Source organism: Gemmobacter megaterium (assembly GCF_900156815.1).
GTDB lineage: Bacteria > Pseudomonadota > Alphaproteobacteria > Rhodobacterales > Rhodobacteraceae > Wagnerdoeblera > Wagnerdoeblera megaterium.
The window spans coordinates 1-18,195 of the sequence record NZ_FTOT01000021.1 but is presented as its reverse complement, the minus strand read 5'-3'; the positions used below and the strand labels follow the sequence as shown (position 1 = coordinate 18,195).

General features: G+C 65.2%; 23 protein-coding genes and 1 pseudogene. 13 read left to right on the top strand and 11 right to left on the bottom strand.

What is annotated here, in order from left to right:
* Positions 1-259 precede the first annotated feature (259 nt).
* A complete protein-coding gene (locus BW970_RS19680) occupies positions 260-775 on the top strand; it encodes an MOSC domain-containing protein (protein ID WP_083701401.1) in 516 nt (171 codons plus the stop codon).
* Between the two features lie 4 nt (positions 776-779).
* Here the strand turns inward: BW970_RS19680 and BW970_RS19675 are convergent, their stop codons facing one another.
* From BW970_RS19675 to BW970_RS19635, 10 genes are read right to left on the bottom strand one after another with little or no spacing between them, the layout of a single operon-like run.
* Positions 780-1,064: a DUF6522 family protein gene (locus BW970_RS19675; protein WP_076534589.1), complete on the bottom strand. Its 285-nt coding sequence runs from the start codon at positions 1,062-1,064 to the stop codon at positions 780-782.
* Complete coding sequence (locus BW970_RS19670; RefSeq protein ID WP_076534586.1) at positions 1,061-1,294, bottom strand: hexameric tyrosine-coordinated heme protein; 234 nt, start codon at positions 1,292-1,294, stop codon at positions 1,061-1,063. Before BW970_RS19670 ends, BW970_RS19675 begins: the two co-directional genes overlap by 4 nt.
* On the bottom strand, positions 1,270-1,464 hold the full coding sequence (gene ccoS / locus BW970_RS19665; protein WP_076534584.1) for a cbb3-type cytochrome oxidase assembly protein CcoS: 195 nt from the start codon (positions 1,462-1,464) through the stop codon (positions 1,270-1,272). The genes BW970_RS19670 and ccoS overlap by 25 nt, the downstream gene beginning before the upstream one ends.
* Positions 1,461-2,261, bottom strand: coding sequence for a DUF2189 domain-containing protein (locus BW970_RS19660; RefSeq protein WP_076534582.1), 801 nt, complete (start codon positions 2,259-2,261; stop codon positions 1,461-1,463). The genes ccoS and BW970_RS19660 overlap by 4 nt, the downstream gene beginning before the upstream one ends.
* A gap of 12 nt (positions 2,262-2,273) precedes the next feature.
* Complete coding sequence (locus BW970_RS20850) at positions 2,274-2,432, bottom strand: hypothetical protein (RefSeq protein ID WP_159441484.1); 159 nt, start codon at positions 2,430-2,432, stop codon at positions 2,274-2,276.
* Positions 2,429-3,307, bottom strand: coding sequence for a cytochrome-c oxidase, cbb3-type subunit III (ccoP, locus tag BW970_RS19655; protein ID WP_076534580.1), 879 nt, complete (start codon positions 3,305-3,307; stop codon positions 2,429-2,431). Before ccoP ends, BW970_RS20850 begins: the two co-directional genes overlap by 4 nt.
* A complete protein-coding gene (locus tag BW970_RS19650) occupies positions 3,298-3,462 on the bottom strand; it encodes a cbb3-type cytochrome c oxidase subunit 3 (protein WP_076534578.1) in 165 nt (54 codons plus the stop codon). Before BW970_RS19650 ends, ccoP begins: the two co-directional genes overlap by 10 nt.
* A complete protein-coding gene (gene ccoO, locus BW970_RS19645) occupies positions 3,459-4,190 on the bottom strand; it encodes a cytochrome-c oxidase, cbb3-type subunit II (protein ID WP_076534576.1) in 732 nt (243 codons plus the stop codon). The genes BW970_RS19650 and ccoO overlap by 4 nt, the downstream gene beginning before the upstream one ends.
* 4 nt (positions 4,191-4,194) lie before the next feature.
* Positions 4,195-5,820, bottom strand: coding sequence for a cytochrome-c oxidase, cbb3-type subunit I (ccoN, locus tag BW970_RS19640; protein ID WP_083701400.1), 1,626 nt, complete (start codon positions 5,818-5,820; stop codon positions 4,195-4,197).
* Entirely contained in the window at positions 5,817-6,242 is a 426-nt protein-coding gene (locus BW970_RS19635) for an Rrf2 family transcriptional regulator (RefSeq protein WP_076534598.1), read from the bottom strand. The genes ccoN and BW970_RS19635 overlap by 4 nt, the downstream gene beginning before the upstream one ends.
* An 84-nt stretch (positions 6,243-6,326) precedes the next feature.
* On the opposite strand from BW970_RS19635, the gene BW970_RS19630 reads away from it, so the two are divergent.
* The 9 genes and pseudogenes from BW970_RS19630 (at position 6,327) to BW970_RS20970 (ending at position 12,888) form a co-directional block, all read left to right on the top strand.
* Positions 6,327-6,779: a group III truncated hemoglobin gene (locus BW970_RS19630; RefSeq protein ID WP_076534593.1), complete on the top strand. Its 453-nt coding sequence runs from the start codon at positions 6,327-6,329 to the stop codon at positions 6,777-6,779.
* 17 nt (positions 6,780-6,796) lie between these two features.
* The gene (locus tag BW970_RS19625; protein WP_076534574.1) at positions 6,797-7,270 is read left to right on the top strand and encodes a hemerythrin domain-containing protein; all 474 of its coding nucleotides are present in this window, start codon (positions 6,797-6,799) and stop codon (positions 7,268-7,270) included.
* A 1-nt stretch (position 7,271) separates the two neighbouring features.
* Complete coding sequence (locus tag BW970_RS19620) at positions 7,272-7,667, top strand: hypothetical protein (protein WP_076534572.1); 396 nt, start codon at positions 7,272-7,274, stop codon at positions 7,665-7,667.
* The gene (locus tag BW970_RS19615) at positions 7,664-8,341 is read left to right on the top strand and encodes a 5-formyltetrahydrofolate cyclo-ligase (RefSeq protein ID WP_076534570.1); all 678 of its coding nucleotides are present in this window, start codon (positions 7,664-7,666) and stop codon (positions 8,339-8,341) included. The genes BW970_RS19620 and BW970_RS19615 overlap by 4 nt, the downstream gene beginning before the upstream one ends.
* On the top strand, positions 8,338-9,558 hold the full coding sequence (locus tag BW970_RS19610; protein ID WP_076534568.1) for an NnrS family protein: 1,221 nt from the start codon (positions 8,338-8,340) through the stop codon (positions 9,556-9,558). The genes BW970_RS19615 and BW970_RS19610 overlap by 4 nt, the downstream gene beginning before the upstream one ends.
* A 2-nt stretch (positions 9,559-9,560) precedes the next feature.
* Positions 9,561-10,211, top strand: coding sequence for an NnrU family protein (locus BW970_RS19605; RefSeq protein WP_076534566.1), 651 nt, complete (start codon positions 9,561-9,563; stop codon positions 10,209-10,211).
* Between the two features lie 132 nt (positions 10,212-10,343).
* Positions 10,344-11,699 carry an NADP-specific glutamate dehydrogenase gene (gdhA, locus tag BW970_RS19600; RefSeq protein WP_076534564.1) on the top strand — a complete coding sequence of 452 codons (1,356 nt, stop codon included), beginning with the start codon at positions 10,344-10,346 and terminating at the stop codon, positions 11,697-11,699.
* Between the two features lie 3 nt (positions 11,700-11,702).
* A pseudogene (locus tag BW970_RS21360) lies at positions 11,703-12,068 on the top strand (HPP family protein); the annotation flags it as partial.
* 64 nt (positions 12,069-12,132) lie between these two features.
* Positions 12,133-12,888 carry a CBS domain-containing protein gene (locus BW970_RS20970; protein WP_229740569.1) on the top strand — a complete coding sequence of 252 codons (756 nt, stop codon included), beginning with the start codon at positions 12,133-12,135 and terminating at the stop codon, positions 12,886-12,888.
* A gap of 438 nt (positions 12,889-13,326) precedes the next feature.
* Here the strand turns inward: BW970_RS20970 and BW970_RS19590 are convergent, their stop codons facing one another.
* Positions 13,327-13,899, bottom strand: a complete 573-nt coding sequence (locus BW970_RS19590; protein WP_229740568.1) for a TetR/AcrR family transcriptional regulator — start codon at positions 13,897-13,899, stop codon at positions 13,327-13,329.
* A 136-nt stretch (positions 13,900-14,035) separates the two neighbouring features.
* Here BW970_RS19590 and BW970_RS19585 point away from each other — a divergent pair, with 136 nt between their 5' ends.
* From BW970_RS19585 to BW970_RS19575, 3 genes are read left to right on the top strand one after another with little or no spacing between them, the layout of a single operon-like run.
* Positions 14,036-14,533, top strand: a complete 498-nt coding sequence (locus tag BW970_RS19585) for a cytochrome b (protein WP_076534559.1) — start codon at positions 14,036-14,038, stop codon at positions 14,531-14,533.
* 4 nt (positions 14,534-14,537) lie between these two features.
* Entirely contained in the window at positions 14,538-15,836 is a 1,299-nt protein-coding gene (locus BW970_RS19580; RefSeq protein WP_076534557.1) for an efflux RND transporter periplasmic adaptor subunit, read from the top strand.
* Positions 15,833-18,109 carry an efflux RND transporter permease subunit gene (locus tag BW970_RS19575; protein WP_076534554.1) on the top strand — a complete coding sequence of 759 codons (2,277 nt, stop codon included), beginning with the start codon at positions 15,833-15,835 and terminating at the stop codon, positions 18,107-18,109. Before BW970_RS19580 ends, BW970_RS19575 begins: the two co-directional genes overlap by 4 nt.
* Positions 18,110-18,195: the final 86 nt, after the last annotated feature.

Below are 18,195 nucleotides of genomic sequence, written 5' to 3'. Positions count from 1 at the left end.
CCTTTCTGAGGCTCGGGACCGGGAGCCCGGTCGCGGTGCTGGTCTCTCCGGTCCGCACCGTCATGGGACGGTGATCGGCTGGATTGACCGGCGTGTTGGTCACAGGGCCTTGGGCCAGGGAATGTGCGCCGATCTGGACGCAGCGGATCGGGCCGTCACGCATTGGCGACCCCCACCTGCACGGCAACAATCTTCGTGCCCGGCCGCAACTGCGACAGCAGCTTGACCATGCAATCACAATCCACGTCCTGGCAGGTCGATACGACCTGGAGACCTTGCACCGCGTGCGCATTATGCCGATTGGGCACGGCATCTGCCCGCAAGGGCGGACAGGTTCATCCCCGGCGCTTTTGGGGAAAACATCGTGCTGGACGGGTTGACTGAGGCCGATGTCTGCATCGGTGACCGCTTTGATCTGGGGACGGCGCAAGTGGAACTGTCGCAGGCGCGCCAACCCTGCTGGAAGCTGAACCTGCGTTTTGATCTGCCCGACATGGCCCGGCAGGTGCAGGACAGCGGGCGCACCGGCTGGTATCTGCGGGTGCTGGTTCCGGGGCGGGTTGCGGCGGGCGACCGGATGGTTCTGACCGCGCGACCCAATCCCGGCTGGGATCTGGCGCGGGTGCAGCACCTGCTTTACCGCGATGCGACAGACCGCGCGGCGCTGGCAGAATTTGCACGCCTCGCGGGGTTGTCGAACTCCTGGCAGGTGCTGGCCCGGCGGCGACTGGACAGCGGGGCCGTCGAGGATTGGACGCCCCGGCTGTCGGGCTGACCCCTCAGGGGCGGGCGCCGGATTTGCGCAGCGGGCTTCGCGGCGCATCAAAGGTGCTGCGCGTCAGGATTTGCCCGCCTTCGTCCACGGTCAGCCGCAAGACCCGCCCCGCGTGGCGAAAGGTTAGCCGAAACCGACCCTCGTCGGCGTCAACGCCCTTTTCGCACAAGCTTGTAACCTCTCCCGGGCGCATCTTGTCTTGCAAATGGGCAGGGTCCAGCCCGAAGGCTGCGGCGACCGTGACCGCATCAACCTGGAACCTCTGCGCCGTTACCGATACCTCGATCATGTCGCATCGCGCCAATGGTTGTTGGCAGCGGCGATGGTGGCGAAATGCGTCGCCACCACAGCGCTGACGGCGATCAACGCATCGGCATCTTCGGCGTATTCCGGGCGGAGCCTGTCGCGGATGGCGGCGTCGGGTTGGGTCTTCTTGATCGCCATGCGCGACAGCTTGACGGCAAGGTCATAGCCTTCGGTCGGGGTGGGGGTGATCAGAGTGGGCAGCCAGTTGTCCATGCGGGGTCTCCGTTGTCGGTTGGGGGATAGGGGGTGTCGGGGGCAATCAGGATACGGGCGGCGGCACCGTCAAGATCATCATACTGGTCGTGCCGGAGCGCCCAGAAGAACGCGGAAATCCCGACCAGGCCAAGACCGATGGAAATCGGGATCAGGACGTAGGAACTCATTCCGTCTCCTCCGGCCGCAGGGCGACCCAGGCGTGCCAGGTGCCGTGGCCCAGCAGCGGGAAGATCACGATCAGCCCCAGAAGGCCGGTTGCCACCGACAGCGCAAAACCCAGGGCCACGATGCCCCCCCAGGGCAGCACCGTGCGCAGGTTCTGCGTGGTGATCGCAAAAGAGGCGCCAAGGGCGGTCAGCGCATCGACGCGGCGTTCCAGCAGCATCGGAATGGAGAACAGGCTGATGGCCATGGCGAATGCGGCAAACAGCCCGCCGATGGCTGATCCGGTCAAGATCAGCGCCCAGCCCCGCGGTGTGGTCAGCAACTGGGCGAGGGTCTGGTCAAATCCCGGAAACGGCAGCAACCCGAAGAACAGCGCATAGAGCAGGTCCGCCGCGCGCAGCCACAGCATGACCAGAAGGCAGGACAGAAGTCCCGCGAACACCAATTGCCCGCCCGAGGCCGGCCGCACCAGCAGCATCTGCGCCAGAGTCGCGGGGTGAGCGCCGCGCAGCCGTCGGCTTTTCTCGTAAAGGCCGATGGCCAGCAACGGGCCGGTGACAAGGAACCCCGACAGCGCCGGAAAGATCAGCCAGGGCATGCCCGCATAGATCAACCCGCCGATGACCAGACCTGACAAGACCAAGACAAACAGTCCGTAGATCAGGCTTTGCTCCGGGCGGGTCCACAGATCGGCCCAGCCCTTTGCAAGCCATCCAAGCGCCGCCCCGGCCGGCAGTTCGCGGGCGAAGCGGTTGGCGGGATACAGGCGCGGTTCAATCGCAGGAAGCGGTTCAAGCATGGCGGTGCCCTTTCAACATCCCGGTTTCGCGGCGGGCTGACCCGGTTGTTCGGCCACGCAGCCGGGTTGTGAGCGCATGGCCAGATCGACAAACCGCCAGTTTGCCCAGACCACGACGGTCAGGGCCGCGCCAATACCCAGGATGATCCAGACATGCGGGCGCAGGGTCATGGCGCATCTTCTGCCCCCTTGGCAGAAAGCCGCTCGACATACAGCGCCAGCATGCGAAGTTCGGCATCCGACAGCCGCCACTGCCAGGCAGGCATCACGCCCTGACGCCCGGCCAGCAGTGTCTGACGGACCGCCGCCGCATCGCCGCCATAGATCCAGTCGGCATCGGTCAGGTCCGGTGCGCCGGTGCCCTCCAGCCCCTTGGCATCCTCGCCGTGACATCCGGCGCAATTGCCCTGAAACAGCGCGGCACCATCAGAGGTGTCGCCGGGGGTCACCCCGTTGCCAAGCGTCAGGACATATTCGGTCAGCAGGCCAATCTCGGGCCGGGTCAGCAGGCCGTCGCGGCCAAAGGCGGGCATCTGGGCAAAGCGGGTGTCGGGATGCGGGCTGTTGATGCCAAAGCGCAGGGTTGTCTCGATTTCCTCCGCCGTGCCGCCCCACAGCCAGATGCCGTCATTCAGGCGCGGAAAGCCGGGGCCACCCGTGCCGCCCGCGCCGTGGCAGACCTGACAGTTCTGACCGAACAGGGGGGATGCCGTGGCCATGGCGCGCGCCATCAGATCGGGGTCGGCGCGCAGGGCGTCGAAATCGCGTCTGGCAAGGGCCTCGGTCCAACCGGCCCGCGCGGCGGTGGCGGCGGCGATGTCGGCCGCCACCGCTGTCTTTTGGTCCCCGCCCAGCAGCCCCGACGTAAAGGTCTGCCCCAAGGGCCATGTCGGCAACAACACCCAGGCGATCACCGCATAGACATGCGTCACCGCCAGAAACCACAGCACGATGCGCGGCACCGGCGAATTCAGCTCCTTTATGCCGTTCCAGTCATGCCCGGTGGTGGCATAGCCCGACACCGGGTCGCGTTCGGTCACGGACATGGCCGATCCTCCACCGCAAGGACAGATCGGGCGGCGCGGTCGGCGGCGGCCTTGCGCGATGGGCGCAGGGTGTGGATCACCACAAGGATGAAGAACCCCATCAGGTAGAACAGCCCAAAGGTCTTGGCCAGAAACAGCGCGAAATCATGGCTCATGGCGCGGCCTCCATTGCCGCATAGGGCACCCGTGACAACTGCCCCAGCACCTGCAGATAGGCGACCAGCGCGTCCATCTCGGTCAGCCGGTCGCCGCCTGCGAAGGGGCGCAGCGTGGTCGCCTCGCCATAGCGGGCGACAAGGCCCGTTGCCCCGTCGCTGTCGGGCCGGGTTTGTGCCAATGCATCGCGCGGGGCGTTGGCGATCATCTCGTCGGTATAGGGCACACCCAGACGCCGCAGCGCCGCCAGATGGGCACCCAGATCGGCCACCTCCAGCGTGTTCGCCGCCAGCCACGGATAGGCCGGCATGATCGAGGTCGGAACCACATCACGCGGGTTGATCAGATGCGCCACATGCCAGTCATCGGAATAACGGCCACCGAGCCGGGCAAGGTCCGGCCCGGTGCGCTTGGACCCCCAGAGCATCGGGTGGTCGTATTGCGATTCCGCCGCCAGCGAATAGGGGCCATAGCGTTCCACCTCGTCGCGCAGGGTGCGGATCATCTGGCTGTGGCAGGCGTAGCAGCCCTCGCGGATATAGATGTTGCGCCCGGCCAGCTCCAACGGTGTGTAGACCCGCATGTCGGGCAGGGTTTCTACCGTCTCGTCGATGCTGAACAGGGGCGCGATCTCGACCAGACCGCCGACGCTGGCGGCCAGGATGATGGCGATGACAAAGCCGACCGAGTGCTTTTCAAGATTGTAATGCGCCTTGAACAGGGACATGCGCCTACTCCGCCGGTTGGGGGGCAAGGGGCGCATCAGTGGCGGCACCCCGTGCGCCGCGCACCGTCAGCCAGATGTTCGCAGCACCTACGCAGATGCCCGCCAGAAACAGCGCGCCACCGATCACCCGGGCGATGTAATAGGGGCGCATCGCCTCCATGCTGTCGATGAAGGAATAGTTGAGCGTGCCAGCCGCATTATAGGTCCGCCACATCAGCCCCTGCGTGATGCCCGCGTTCCACAGAGCGAAAACGTAGGTCAGAAGCCCCGCCAGCGCCAACCAGAAATGCCATTCGACTGCCTGTGCCGAATACATCGCCACCCGCCCCCAGATTTGCGGGATCAGTGAATAAAACGCCCCGAACGTCACCATCGCCAACCACCCCAAAGCGCCGGAATGGACATGGCCCACGGTCCAGTCGGTGTAATGCGACAGGGCGTTGACCGGGCGGATGGCCAGGAAAGACCCCTCGAATGTGGACAGGCCATAGAACACCGCCGCCACGAACATGAACCGCAACGTTGCATCGTCGCGCACCCGTTGCCAGGCCCCGTTCAGCGTGGCCAGCGCATTGCCCGCCGAGGCCCAGCTTGGCACCAGGAGCATCACCGAAAACGTCATGCCAAGGTTCTGCACCCAGGTCGGCAGGGCGGTGTAATGCAGATGGTGCGAGCCGACCCACATGTAGAAAAAGGTGATCCCCCAGAAACTGATGATCGACAGCCGGTAGGAAAAGATCGGCCGCTGCGCCCGCACCGGCAGGTAGTAGTATAGCATCCCCAGAAAACCCGCAGTCATGAAGAAGGCCACCGCATTGTGGCCATACCACCATTGCACCATGGCATCCTGCACGCCGGAAAACGCGGAATAGCTTTTGGCCCCGGCAAAGCTGACCGGCAGGGCGGCGGCGTTGACGACATGCAGCATCGCCACGACGACGATGAAGGCCAGGTAATACCAGTTGGCGACATAGATATGCGGCTCTGCCCGCCGCGCCAGCGTGCGCAGATACAGCACCAGATAGACCAGCCAGACAATCACCAGCCAGATATCGGCATACCATTCCGGCTCGGCATATTCCTTGGACTGGGTGACGCCCATGAAATAGCCCGTGACCGCCCAGACCAGAAACAGGTTGTAGCCGATCAGCACAAACCATGGGCTGAGCTGATCCGCCAGCCGCGCGCGGCAGGTGCGCTGCATGACGTGAAACGAGGTGGCGATCAGCGCGTTACCGCCAAAGGCAAAGATCACCCCGGTCGTATGCACCGGGCGCAGCCGGCCATAGCTCGACCAGGCTTGCGCGAAAGTCGCCTCGGGCCAGACCATCAGGGCTGCAACCCAAAGGCCCACCGCCATGGCAAAGACGCCCCAGATCATCGCCAGCACGACGCCCGCCTTGACCGGATCGTCATAGTATCGCTGCAAGCGCGCCGGGTCGGGCGCGGGATCATAAAGCGTGCCGCCGATCGCAAAGACAAGGCCAAGCCCAAGCGCCAGCGCCATGAACCCGTGCAGGCCCATCGGATCCTGTTTGCCCGCCGCTGCCATCACCAGCCCGGCAAGTGCCAGGCAACCCGCCAGCACCAGGCCCAGCCGGCGTTCCGTCGGGTTCAGTTGCGCGATCATGCGGGCACCGCCCTTTCCAAGGGGGGCAAGGCCAGATCCGCCAGGGTGGATCGGTCCAGATCGGCCAGAAACGCCGCTTCGGCGTTGCGCAACCGCGCCTTCAGGCGGCAACAGCCGGTGATGCTGCAATCACCGCCCGACGCCTGAAAACACTCGACCAGCGGCTGCCCGGCCTCCAGCAGGCGAACCACCTCGCCCAGCCGGATTTCCCCGGGCGGGCGGGCGAGCACCGCGCCGCCACCGCCGCCACGGCGCGTGGTGACTATTCCGGCCTGCGCCAGCGCCGTCATGATCTTGGTCAGGTGATTGCGCGACAGGGCGAACTCCGCCGCCAGATCGGCGGTGGAAAAGGCGCGGTCGGGCGCGGATGCCATGCGCATCAAGGCCCGCAGGCCGAAGTCGGTGAAGGAGGTCAGGCGCATGAGGGCTCCGCTTGAATTGGTATTTACAATACCTATTAACAGGGTCTAGGAAGGATGCAAGCCGTGAATCAAGGACTGCCCGCCATGACCCAATCAGAGGCTCCGCGCAGCGCGCGACCCGCCGTCACCGCCGAACTGATGGCGCGCACCGGGCTTGATGACGCGATGCTGTCGCGACTGGTGCATGGGTTCTATGACAGGGTGCGCAGCGACCCGCTGCTGGGCCCGATCTTTGCCGACCGCATTGCCGACTGGGGGCCACATCTGGAAAAGATGGTCGATTTCTGGTCCTCGGTCGCGCTGATGACCGGGCGCTATCACGGCGCGCCGATGCCCAAGCACCTGCCGCTGCCGGTAGAGGGGGAACATTTCGACCGCTGGCTGGATCTATTCCGCCAGACCGCCCATGAGGTTTGCCCGCCGCAGGGCGCGGACTGGGTGATCGACCGGGCCGAACGTATCGCGGGTTCGATCCACATGAACATCCTTGACGCGCGGGGCCACTATGGCCGCGCCGGCCTGCCACCCCAGCTTTGAAAGGAAGGGAGACCCCGATGACCACCGATGCCCCGATCAACGACCCCGCCGCCCTGACAACCTTTATCGAAACCCGCTTTCACCAGACCCACCGCGACCAACTGCCCGACCTTGCCGCACTGGCGTTGAAGGTGGAGCGGGTGCATGGCGACCAACCCGAGGCGCCGCATGGCCTTGGCGCGCTGTTGCAGCGTCTGATCGGCGAATTGGAAGTGCATATGAAGAAAGAGGAATTGATCCTGTTTCCCGCCATACGCCGTGGCGGCATGCCCGGCATCGAAAACCCCATCGCCGTGATGCGCGCCGATCACGATGACCATTCCGCCGAGATTGACCGCATCCGCGCGCTGACCAACAACCTGACCCTGCCCGACGGGGCCTGCCGGTCCTGGACGGCGCTTTATGACGGGCTGGGACAGTTCCTTGCCGATCTCGAGGCGCATGTGCGGCTGGAAAACGACGTGCTTTTCCCGCGATTTGAGGCGCGTTGACATGACGACAAAGGGTCTGCGTATCGTGGTGGCAGTGGCCATCCTGTTCGGGGCGCTGACACTTCTGTCCGGCGGGCGGGCGCTGTTCGGCGATGCCGCCGCAAAGGCTGCTGCCGGGGCTGCGGTGCCTTTTGTGCTATGGTTCAATTTCCTGTCCGGCTTTGTCTACGTCGGCGCGGGCGTCGCGATCTGGTTGCGCAAGGCTTGGGCGATCCACCTGACGGCGGCGCTGGTTCTGGCCATACTGATTGTGTTTGCGCTGTTTGGCCTGCATGTCGCACAGGGCGGTGCCTTTGAGGCCCGGACCGTCGGGGCAATGGTCATACGGTCTGCTGTCTGGATTGTGATCTTGCTGTATCTTTACCGGAAGCGCCCAACCCTTGAGCGGCCAGTGTGACCGACCCTGACCACCCAGTCCGGGGTTATGCCGCGCCGCCCTGCCTCGCGCATGAGATTGACCCTGCCTATGTCGATCCGCAGCAGGCGGATGACGTGGCCCGCTGGCGCAAGGCGGAACGGGCGCGGTTGCTGGCGGATCGCGCAGGCCAGCCGGTCGCCGTGCGCCACGCGGCGGCAGCGGTCATCGGCTGTCACCTTGATGCCTTGCTGGCACAGCGGTTCGGGTCCATCGACGGGCTGACGATTTCCGCCTGGTGGCCGATCAAGGCGGAACTGAACCTGCGGAACTGGCTGGAAAGCCTGCTGGCACGGGGCGCGCGGGTGGCCTTGCCCGTGGTCGAGGAACGCGCGGCCCCGCTGCATTTCCGCCTCTGGACGCCCGATTGCCGGATGGTGCAGGGGGTCTGGAAGATTCCGGTTCCGGCCGATGGGCCTGATGTGACGCCTGACGTGACTCTTGCCCCGGTGGTGGGCTGGGATGCGGCGGGCTATCGGCTGGGCTATGGCGGGGGCTATTTCGACCGCACGCTGGCCGCCCTTGCGCCGCGACCGCTGGCCATCGGCGTCGGGCTGCACGCGGCACAGGTGCCCACGATTTTCCCTCAGCCGCATGACATTGCGATGGATGTGGTGGTGACCGAGGCCGGGGAGCAGAAAGGGACCACGCCATGACCACCTCTGCCGAACGGATGCGGGCCTGGACTGGCCCGGCGATCCTCAGTTTCGGCTTCCGGCCGTTCTTTTTGCTGGCAGGGATCTGGGCGGCGCTGGCGATGGCGGTCTGGGTGGGAATGCTGACCGGGCGCGATGTCTTGCCGACCGCCTTCGACCCGATCAGCTGGCACGCGCATGAATTTCTGTTCGGCTATCTGGGGGCCGTTATGGCCGGGTTCCTGCTGACGGCAGTGCCGAACTGGACCGGCAGCCTGCCGCTGGTCGGCTGGCCGCTGGCAGGGTTGGTGGCGCTTTGGGTCTTGGGCCGGGGGGCGGTCGCGGTGTCGGCGCATCTGCCACCCATGGTCGTGGCACTGGCCGATCTGGCGTTTCCTTTGGCGCTGGCGGGGTTTCTTGGGCGTGAGATCATCACGGGGCGCAACTGGAAGAACCTGCCGGTGCTGGCATTGCTGATCGGCTGGACGCTGGCCAACGCGCTGTTTCACTGGGAGGCGGCGCAGGGTGGCGCGCCCGCACAGGGCATCGGGTTGCGGGTCGGGCTGGCGGTGGCGGTGATGCTGATCTCACTGATCGGCGGGCGCATCGTGCCCAGCTTTACCCGCAACTGGCTGGCGCAGCGCGGGGCCGCGCGGCTGCCAGTGCCCTTTGGCCGGGCAGATGGCGCGGTGCTGGCGCTGACGGGCGTCACACTGGCGCTGTGGGTTCTGGGACCGGACCATATGCTGAGTGCCATGGGCGGCGGGCTCGCGGGATTGGCGCATCTGTGGCGGCTCGTGCGCTGGCAGGGCCGGCAGACCGGGGCCGAGGCGCTGGTCTGGGTTCTGCATGTGGGCTATGCCTTTGTGCCGCTTGGGTTTCTGGCCGTGGCGCTAGCGCAGTTCGTGCCCGACCTTGCCCCGGCGGCGCAGCATGTCTGGATGGCGGGGGCGGTCGGGCTGATGACGCTGGCGGTGATGACGCGGGCCAGCCTTGGCCATGCCGGACGGCCGCTGCATGCCACCGGCCCCATCACCGCGCTGTATCTGGCGCTGATCGTCGCGGTGCTGGCACGGCTGCTGGCGGGGCTGCTGCCGGGGGCGGATTGGCCGCTGCATCTAGCCGCAGGGGGCTGGATCACGGCTTTCGGCGGCTTTGCGGTGATCTACTGGCCGATCCTCGCCCGTCCGCGCAAGGCAGCACGGCAACCGAACGCCGCACCAAAGGCGCAGCCATAGCCATGGCGGGTTGGGGCGAATATGCGGCGGCCTGGGCGGTGTTCCTGCTGACCCATGCGATCCCCGTCCGCCCACCGGCCCGACCCTTGCTTGTCGCGCGACTGGGGGCGGCGGGTTTCGGGCTGGCCTATTCGCTGCTGTCGGTCGCGGTGCTGGCATGGCTGATCGGGGCCGCCGCCCGCGCGCGCCATGTCGACCTGTGGCCGCGCGCCGAATGGCAGAACCATGTGACGCTGTTGGCCATGGCGGTGGCCTGCCTGATCCTCGCGCTGGCGGTGGGGCGGCCCAACCCGTTTTCCTTAGGCGGGGCGCGGAATGACCGGTTCGATCCGGCCCGACCCGGCATCGTCGGGCTGATCCGGCATCCGGTTCTGGCGGCGCTGATGCTGTGGTCGCTGGGGCATGTCGCGCCGAATGGGGACCTTGCTCATGTGCTGATGTTCGGCGGGTTCGCGGGCTTTGCGCTCCTAGGCATGGCGATGATCGACCGGCGCAAGCGGCGCGAGATGGGCGCGGATGTCTGGCGCGGCCTGTTGCCCGTGCGCACCCTGCGCGGCTCCGGCAGTTTGCCGCGCGTGCTGACGGCCGGGTTGGTCCTGACGGGGCTGATCGCCTTGCATCCTCAGGTGATCGGCATGGCGGCGATCTGGTAAGGTCACCCTGCGGCAAATTGCGACAATGCTCAAAAAATTCGGAAAACACGCTCCACACGTATTCTAACTGCTGAAAAGAAGGGCTAATCGAACAAAAAATATGCGCTTCTCACACTTTCTGGAAAGACCCACATGAACAGCATAGACGAAAAGCTACGCCCCATCCTTGCCGAAGTCATCCGCCGCAATGCGGGCGAGGCCGAATTTCATCAGGCCGTGCATGAGGTTCTGGAAAGCCTGGGTCGTGTGGTGGCCAAGCACCCGGATTACCTTGACGGCGCGCTGATCGAGCGGATCTGCGAGCCCGAGCGCCAGATCATTTTCCGTATTCCTTGGGTGGACGACAAGGGTCAGGTCCAGATCAACCGCGGCTTCAGGGTGCAGTTCAACTCGGCGCTTGGCCCCTACAAGGGCGGGATGCGGTTCCACCCTTCGGTAAACGTGGGGATCATCAAGTTCCTTGGCTTCGAGCAAACCTTCAAGAACGCGCTGACCGGCATGCCCATCGGCGGCGGCAAGGGCGGGTCTGACTTTGACCCCAAGGGCCGGTCGGATGCGGAAATCATGCGCTTTTGCCAATCGCTGATGACCGAATTGCACCGCCATCTGGGCGAACAGACCGACGTGCCTGCGGGCGACATCGGCGTCGGCGGGCGCGAGATCGGCTATATGTTTGGCCAATACAAGCGCCTGAACAACCGGTTCGAGGCGGGTGTTTTCACCGGCAAGGCACTGGCCTATGGCGGGTCGCGCGCCCGGACCGAGGCGACAGGCTACGGCAATACCTATTTCGTGCAATCGATGCTTGAAACCAAAGGCACCAGCTTTGACGGCAAGAAGGTTGTGGTGTCGGGGTCCGGCAACGTGGCGATCTACACAATCGAAAAGGTGCAGTCCTTTGGCGGCAAGGTCATCGCCTGCTCCGACAGCTCGGGCTATGTGGTGGACGAAAACGGCATCGACCTTGACCTGCTCAAGGACATCAAGAACGTCCGGCGCGAACGCATTTCCGAATATGTCCGCCGCCGGGGCGATGGCGCGCATTTCATCGCCGCCGACAAGGGGTCGGTCTGGGATGTGGCCTGCGATGTCGCCATGCCCTCGGCCACCCAGAACGAATTGTCCGGCAAAGATGCCGCGACCCTGGTGAAGAATGGCGTGATCGCCGTGGGCGAAGGCGCGAACATGCCCTCCACCCCCGAAGCGATCAAGGTGTTCCAGGATGCGGGCGTGATGTTTGCGCCGGGCAAGGCCGCCAACGCGGGCGGGGTTGCCACCTCGGCGCTGGAAATGCAGCAAAACGCCAGCCGCGACAGCTGGACCTTTGATCAGACCGAGGCGCGGCTGGCCACCATCATGCGCGGCATCCATGACACCTGCCACCACACGGCCGAAGAATACGGAGCACCCGGCAACTATGTTCTGGGCGCCAATATCGCGGGGTTTGTGCGGGTGGCGGAATCCATGCGGATGCTGGGCGTCATCTGAGGTATGGGGCCTGACACGCGCAAGGTGACGGACCCATCCCGCTTGCGGCGCAGCCTGACAGCGCTGCGCCCCTTTGCGCCTGTCATAGGGCGGGCCAGCCTGCGCGATGTGGCGGCAGGCGGGCTTGGGCTGGCTCTTGGCTTGCTCATCTGCTCCACTCTGCTTTTCGGGATGGGGGTTGACCTTGCCTCGGGGGCCTTTCTGATCGCGCCAATGGGGGCCACTGCCGTCCTGCTGTTCGCGGTTCCCAACAGCCCACTGGCCCAACCGTGGTCTGCGGTGGTTGGAAATTCCATTTCGGGTCTGGCGGCACTGGTGGTTCATCCGCTCACGCTTGACCCGACGGTGGCCGTTGCGGCGTCGGCCGGGCTGACTCTTGTGGCGATGTTCCTGACCCGGTCCCTGCATCCGCCCGGTGGCGCTGAACCCCGCCATGCTGGCTGCGCTTGGCCTACGCTTTGTGCTCGTCCCGGTGTTCGGCGGAACCGTGGCATTGGTGGCCGTGGCAATGGCCTGGCACCGGATATGTGGCCGGGTCTACCCATTCCGATTGCCGTATGAAGCAGGTCCGCACGCGACCGCTGATAAGGCGGCGCAGATGCGATTGGGGCTGGAACCGGAGGAGCTTGCCCAGATCCTTGCCGATTATCGCCAGTCCGCCAACCTGGGCATCGAAGATCTGGCCCGGCTGATTGCCGCAGCCGAACAGATGGCGGCGGGGCATGCCCTTGGAACGTTGAACTGCGACGCGATCATGTCACGCGACCTGGTGACGGTGCGGCCCGACGCCCGTGCGGCACAAGTTGCTGATCTGTTTCGAAAGCACGGTTTCACCTCGATCCCGGTGGTAGACGCGCAAGGAGGACTGCTGGGGGTGATCTTCCAGCTGGACCTGATCCGCCGTGCCCGCCGCGATGCCTTGTGGGCCCAACCCGGGTTTGGTGCTGCGATGACGTCCCTGCGAAGTGACAAGGCCGCCATCCCTCGCGCGGCTGAGGTCATGACAATTGATCTGCCCACTGTTGCCCCCTCAACGCCAGTTGCATCCCTTTTGCCTTTGCTCGCCGATGGTGGAGTCGAGGCTATTCCCGTGCTGGACAGCGGCCGGATCGTCGGAATCGTCACCCGGACAGACCTGCTGTCAGCCCTCGCCAGATCCGCCGCACGGGGGGCGGGGCAACGCCTCTGACCCCCACGCTCCGGATCGGATCGGGACTGGCAAAGAAAATCAACTTGGCCACACCCGCAATCTCGGTCAAGGGCATCTTCTGAGGGGTCGCTGCCGGAAAGCCACCTTTGGTAGATTTGCCGCAAGGTCGTCACCCAATTATCGACAAGAGCCGCCGTCAGCGTGCTATTTTCATCCGACGACGTTTCGATCAAGAGGATGATCTCTCAGAAGGGTTGCAGCGAAGATCGCAAGCGACAGGAAGCACGTCCGTCGCCCCTGCCAAATGCCAAGGCCCGCCAGTATATAGGCGGGCCCTGCCAGCGTGTTAAACCACGGAACGAAGGGCACGACTGCCCCATGTCGGCCAATCCCAGCAGCGTTCTGCCACCAGAGAATATCGTGAGCGCGCCAAAAACATTCGCAACACAGCCCGCAATGCATGCCATCAAACGTGATCTAGGCATCGGAATCCCGCTCCATTCTGCGCAGCATCGCCACTTGCACGTCAAACAGACGCAATCCCTCGTGAACCAGCGAAAAGCCCCGCGCGCCAAGCGTCCAGCGGATGGCGACACCCTGCACAAGCGAAGTCAGCAGTATGGCAATGTCCTCGGGGTTGACTTCACGACTCAAGTCGCCGGCTGCCTGCAAATCGCTGATTGCGGCAACAAGGCGACCCTGAAACGCAGCCAAAAGCCCCCGAAACACGTCGCGTAGGGCATGATTTTCCACCTGTAGTTCACGCGAAAACAGGATCGAGGGCAAGGCGGGCGTTTCGGCAATGGCCACCAGTTGTGCGTTGATGAGGGCCTTAAGGCGTGCGCGCGGCCCGTCGGCGGCAGCTTCGGCTGCGGTCCAGTCGCGCTGCAGGCGGACTCCGATATCTTCCGCAACGGCCAACCAGAGTGCGCTTTTGGTCGGGAAATGCCGGAAGATCGCAGGCTGGCTGATGCCAATGGCGCGCGCGACATCGGTGGTGCTAAGCCGGTCTGGCCCAATTTCATCGGCTATTCGAAGCACTTCGGCCACGATCTGCACCTTGCGGTCTTCCGCGCTTTGACGACCAGACATACATCACCTATTGTTAGTTATCACTAACTAACATATAGTGTAGGAAAGCGCAACTATCATCCCGAGTCGCACGTGCAGACTGAAAGGACCCAACATGCCCGCTACAAACGCACCCACTGGCTACTCTCGTCTGCAGATCGGTCTGCACTGGCTTGCCTTCGCGCTGATCGCACAGCAATACCTGTTCAAGGACTCCATGTCAGCCGCATGGGACCGTGTCACGGATGGGCTTGAGGCGGGGTTCGACCCGCTCGTTCTGACCCATGTGGCGGGCGGCGCGCTGGTGATGATCTTCGCGCTGTGGCGGCTGGTGCTGCGCGCCCGTCGTGGGGTGCCCCCGCCGATCGAGGCCAGCAAGGTGCAGGGCGTTCTCGCCAAACTGGCCCATGTCGGGCTTTATGCGCTGATGATCCTGATGCCTGTCAGCGGATCGGTCGCATGGTTTGGCGGGGTCGAGGCTGCGGCGCAGGGGCATAATGTGATGAAAATCATCCTGCTGGCGCTGGTCGCGCTGCATGTTGCTGGCGCGCTTTACCACCAGTTTGTTCTGCACGACGGCACCTTGGCGCGGATGCGCAAGGCGCAGGGCTGATCCGATGCGCTTTTCACCCCTCCTTGCCTTGCCACCCATCGCGCTCGGGATCGCTGCTGCGGTCTGGATGGTCTCGTCCGCGCCGGGCCCGGCGCAGATCGACGGGCACGCGCCCGCTTTGCCCGTCGGGGTGATGACGGCCGTGGCGCAGGATATCCGCCCGAAGGCGACGGCATGGGGCAACCTGCGGGCCGCCGACACTTGGGTCGCCGTGGCTGAGGTGCAGGGCGAAGTGATCTGGCGCCATCCTGATCTTGAACCCGGCCGCCTGATCCCAGAGGGGACCGAGGTGCTGCGGATCGACCCTGCCGACTATGAATTGGCGCTGGCACAGTCGCAGGCCGACCTCGCCGCGCTTGCCGCCGAAGCCACGCTGCTGAGCGCCGAGGCCACCAATACGGGCCGGATACTTGATCTGGAACGCGCACGATTGACATTGGCCGAGGCTGACCTGACGCGCACGCGGACGCTTGCCCAGCAGGGCACAGTTCCACAATCGCGCGCGGACGAGGCGGAGCGCGCCACCCTTTTGGCCCGCCGCACGGTCGCGGAACTGGAAAACGCGATGGCGCTGATCCCGTCCCGCGAGGCGCGGATCGTTGCCCAGATCGCGCGAACGCAAGCCGCCATCGACCGTGCGCGCCGGTCTCTTGATCGCACCGTGCTGACCGCCCCCTTCGATCTGCGCGTGACCGACGTCGCCGCCGAACGCTTTCAGACCGTCGCCCCCGGCCAGGTGGTGATCCGGGGCGACGGAATCGCAGCGGCCGAGGTGGTGGCGCATTTACCGGTCGACAGTTTTCGCCGCCTGATCGGCAATACGATAGAGGGCATGACCCTTGCCGACATGATGCGCGATGGTCCGCCCACACTGATTGACGTGACGCTCAGCCCGCTATCTGACCCGACGCAGGTCTGGACCGCCCGCATCAGCCGGATCGAGGGGGCCTTGGATGCCCGCGCCCGCACCGTGCCGGTCGTGGTCACGGTCGATGCCCCCTATGAAGGAGCCGACCCGCCTCGGCGGCTGCCGCTGGTGCCGAACATGCAAGTGCAGATGTCCTTCTTGGGTGCTGCCATGACGGGCGCCGTCTTGATCCCCGAGGGCGCGCTGCATGGCGGAAGGGTGCGCATCGCAGGTCAGGGCGATCTGCTGGAATTGCGTCCCGTCACTGCCGCTTTCGCACAAGATGGCCTTGTGGCCATCACCGATGGCCTCGCCCCGGGCGACCGCGTCGTGATCGACGACATCGCCCCGGCCATCCCCGGCATGGCCCTGACCCCCGTTGAGGCCGCGCAATGATCCGCTGGTTCACCGGCCACCCGACGGCGGGCAACCTGCTGCTTTTGCTGTTCCTCGCCGCCGGTGCCTTTGCCGCGCCGGGCCTGTTGCGCGAGACTTTCCCCGATTTCCGCGCTGTCGAAGCCGAGATTACCGTTCCCTACCGGGGGGCCGCAGCCGAGGATGTAGAGGCAGCGATCTGCGCACCGCTCTGGGACGGGGTGCAGGGTGTCGAGGGGTTAGAGACGTTCAACTGCACCGCGCAGACCGGCCGCGCGCGCGCCGTGGCAACCATGGCGCCCGGCAATGACGCGCTGCGTTTTGTCAATTCGCTGCGGACCGAGGTTTCGGCCATCGAAAGCTTTCCGGACCGCGCCGATCCTGCCGTGGTGCGCGAATTGCATCGCTCCGATCCGGTCACGTCGGTTGCCATCTCGGGCGATCTGCCACTGGGCGAGTTGGACCTCTATGCCGACGGCCTGTCGGACCAATTGACTGCCCTGCCGGGTGTCGCCCGCGTGACACGCGGGGGCCTTGGCACCCGGACGCTTTTGATCACCGCCAATCGTGCCGTGTTGGAAAGCCACGGGCTGACACCCGCCGCCTTGGCCGCCGCCATCGCCGCGCAGAACATCGACCTGCCCGCAGGCACGCTGGAGGGGCCGGGCGCGGACCTGACCCTGCGCTTTACAGCCGAGCGCGACACCGCTGCGGCGCTGGCCAGGATTCCGGTAATGGTTCTGCCGAACGGCGCAACCCTGACGCTGGGCGACGCGGCAGTAATCGAGGAACGCTTTGAGCCGCCACAGGACCGCGCCTTTGTCGATGGCACCCCGGCCATCGTGCTGGACGTGGCAAAGGCGCTGGACGCCGACGCGCTGCGCGTGCTGGATAGCGTGACAGAACTGGTGGACGCCGAAACCGCCCGCCTGCCCGATACGATCACGGTCAAGGTCGTGCAGGACGTGACCTCCATCATCCGCGACCGTCTTGTGATGCTGGTGCAGAATGGGGTCGTCGGTCTTATTCTGGTGGTCGTCGTGATGAGCCTGTTCTTCCGCCCCGGTTTCGCGATCTGGGCCGCGATGGGCCTGCCCGTGGCCTTTGCCGGGGCCTTTGTCTGGATGGCTCTGACCGGGCTGAGCCTTAACATGATGACATTGGTCGCACTTTTGATGGCGATCGGGATCGTTATGGACGATTCCATCGTGATTGCGGATTCCATCGCCGTGCAGGCGGCCAAGGGCGCGACGGTGGAAACCGTGGCCGCAGGTGTCGGTGCTGTGGCGCCGGGCGTGATCTCGTCCTTCCTGACGACGCTTGCCGTGTTCCTGCCCCTGGCCTTTCTGGCGGGCGAGTTGGGCGCGGTGCTTGAGGTTTTGCCAGTGGTCCTGCTGGCGGCGCTGTTTGCCTCGCTGATCGAGGCCTTTCTGATCCTGCCCCACCACCTGAAAGGTGGGATCAAGGACGTTGCCTCTTCGCGGTTCCGGGTCCGTTTCGATGCGGGCTTCGACAGCTTGCGCGACCGTGGCGTGGGCCGTCTGGCCGATGCCGCGATCAAGGCGCGTTGGCTGGTGGCAGGGCTTGCCATCGGCGCGCTGATCCTGACCGTCGGTGCCTTGGGCGGTGGCATGGTCAAACGCGAGGCAATGCCCGAGATCGACGGCGATGTGCTGGAGGCGCGGCTGATGCTGCCCGCGGGCACTTCGCTGGTTCGCACGACCGAGGCGGTCTTGCAGATCGAGGCGGCGCTTGATCGCGTGAACGCCCGCCTGACCCCCGAACAGCCCGAGGCGCAGCCCCTTGTGATCCGCCGCATTACCCGCCTGGGGCGTAACCTTTCGGCGAGCGAAACGGGCGCCCATGTCGCCACTGTTGCGGTGGACCTGCTGGGTGCCGAAACACGGGCCAGCACATTGGACGAGATCGTGTCGCTGTGGCGCACGGAAATCGGCCCCCTGCCGGGTATCAACTCGCTGATCCTGACCGAGCCGGGGATCGGCCCGCAGGGGATTGCGGTGGAACTGCGTCTGTCGCACCCAGACCTTACGACACTAGAGGCCGCAGGCCGCGCCACTTTGGCGGAACTTGAAACCTACGCCGGGGTGCGCAACGCGATTGTTGACCTGCGCCCCGGTGCGCCCGAATTGCGGCTAAGCCTGTCGCAGGGCGCCGAGGCCTTGGGGCTGACCGCGACGGACGTGGCAAGCCAACTGCGCGCGGCCTTTCTGGGCACCCAGCTTTCGGAAATCCGGCGCGGCGATCTGGCTTGGGATCTTGAGGTGCGTTCGTGAATGGAAGGACGAACGGCAGCGCGCGTATCACACGACGGATCGTGGAACTTTCGTGCCGCTGGTGTTCGCGCCCGGCGAGGCATTCC

What these genes read in the sequence shown, in the direction of transcription:
- BW970_RS19675 (WP_076534589.1), bottom strand. Translation starts at nt 1,064, where the DNA reads ATGATCGAGGTATCGGTAACGGCGCAGAGGTTCCAGGTTGATGCGGTC.
- BW970_RS19670 (WP_076534586.1), bottom strand. Translation starts at nt 1,294, where the DNA reads ATGGACAACTGGCTGCCCACTCTGATCACCCCCACCCCGACCGAAGGC.
- ccoS (WP_076534584.1), bottom strand. Translation starts at nt 1,464, where the DNA reads ATGAGTTCCTACGTCCTGATCCCGATTTCCATCGGTCTTGGCCTGGTC.
- BW970_RS19660 (WP_076534582.1), bottom strand. Translation starts at nt 2,261, where the DNA reads ATGCTTGAACCGCTTCCTGCGATTGAACCGCGCCTGTATCCCGCCAAC.
- BW970_RS20850 (WP_159441484.1), bottom strand. Translation starts at nt 2,432, where the DNA reads ATGACCCTGCGCCCGCATGTCTGGATCATCCTGGGTATTGGCGCGGCC.
- ccoP (WP_076534580.1), bottom strand. Translation starts at nt 3,307, where the DNA reads ATGTCCGTGACCGAACGCGACCCGGTGTCGGGCTATGCCACCACCGGG.
- BW970_RS19650 (WP_076534578.1), bottom strand. Translation starts at nt 3,462, where the DNA reads ATGAGCCATGATTTCGCGCTGTTTCTGGCCAAGACCTTTGGGCTGTTC.
- ccoO (WP_076534576.1), bottom strand. Translation starts at nt 4,190, where the DNA reads ATGTCCCTGTTCAAGGCGCATTACAATCTTGAAAAGCACTCGGTCGGC.
- ccoN (WP_083701400.1), bottom strand. Translation starts at nt 5,820, where the DNA reads ATGATCGCGCAACTGAACCCGACGGAACGCCGGCTGGGCCTGGTGCTG.
- BW970_RS19635 (WP_076534598.1), bottom strand. Translation starts at nt 6,242, where the DNA reads ATGCGCCTGACCTCCTTCACCGACTTCGGCCTGCGGGCCTTGATGCGC.
- BW970_RS19630 (WP_076534593.1), top strand. Translation starts at nt 6,327, where the DNA reads ATGACCCAATCAGAGGCTCCGCGCAGCGCGCGACCCGCCGTCACCGCC.
- BW970_RS19625 (WP_076534574.1), top strand. Translation starts at nt 6,797, where the DNA reads ATGACCACCGATGCCCCGATCAACGACCCCGCCGCCCTGACAACCTTT.
- BW970_RS19620 (WP_076534572.1), top strand. Translation starts at nt 7,272, where the DNA reads ATGACGACAAAGGGTCTGCGTATCGTGGTGGCAGTGGCCATCCTGTTC.
- BW970_RS19610 (WP_076534568.1), top strand. Translation starts at nt 8,338, where the DNA reads ATGACCACCTCTGCCGAACGGATGCGGGCCTGGACTGGCCCGGCGATC.
- BW970_RS19605 (WP_076534566.1), top strand. Translation starts at nt 9,561, where the DNA reads ATGGCGGGTTGGGGCGAATATGCGGCGGCCTGGGCGGTGTTCCTGCTG.
- gdhA (WP_076534564.1), top strand. Translation starts at nt 10,344, where the DNA reads ATGAACAGCATAGACGAAAAGCTACGCCCCATCCTTGCCGAAGTCATC.
- BW970_RS20970 (WP_229740569.1), top strand. Translation starts at nt 12,133, where the DNA reads ATGCTGGCTGCGCTTGGCCTACGCTTTGTGCTCGTCCCGGTGTTCGGC.
- BW970_RS19585 (WP_076534559.1), top strand. Translation starts at nt 14,036, where the DNA reads ATGCCCGCTACAAACGCACCCACTGGCTACTCTCGTCTGCAGATCGGT.
- BW970_RS19580 (WP_076534557.1), top strand. Translation starts at nt 14,538, where the DNA reads ATGCGCTTTTCACCCCTCCTTGCCTTGCCACCCATCGCGCTCGGGATC.
- BW970_RS19575 (WP_076534554.1), top strand. Translation starts at nt 15,833, where the DNA reads ATGATCCGCTGGTTCACCGGCCACCCGACGGCGGGCAACCTGCTGCTT.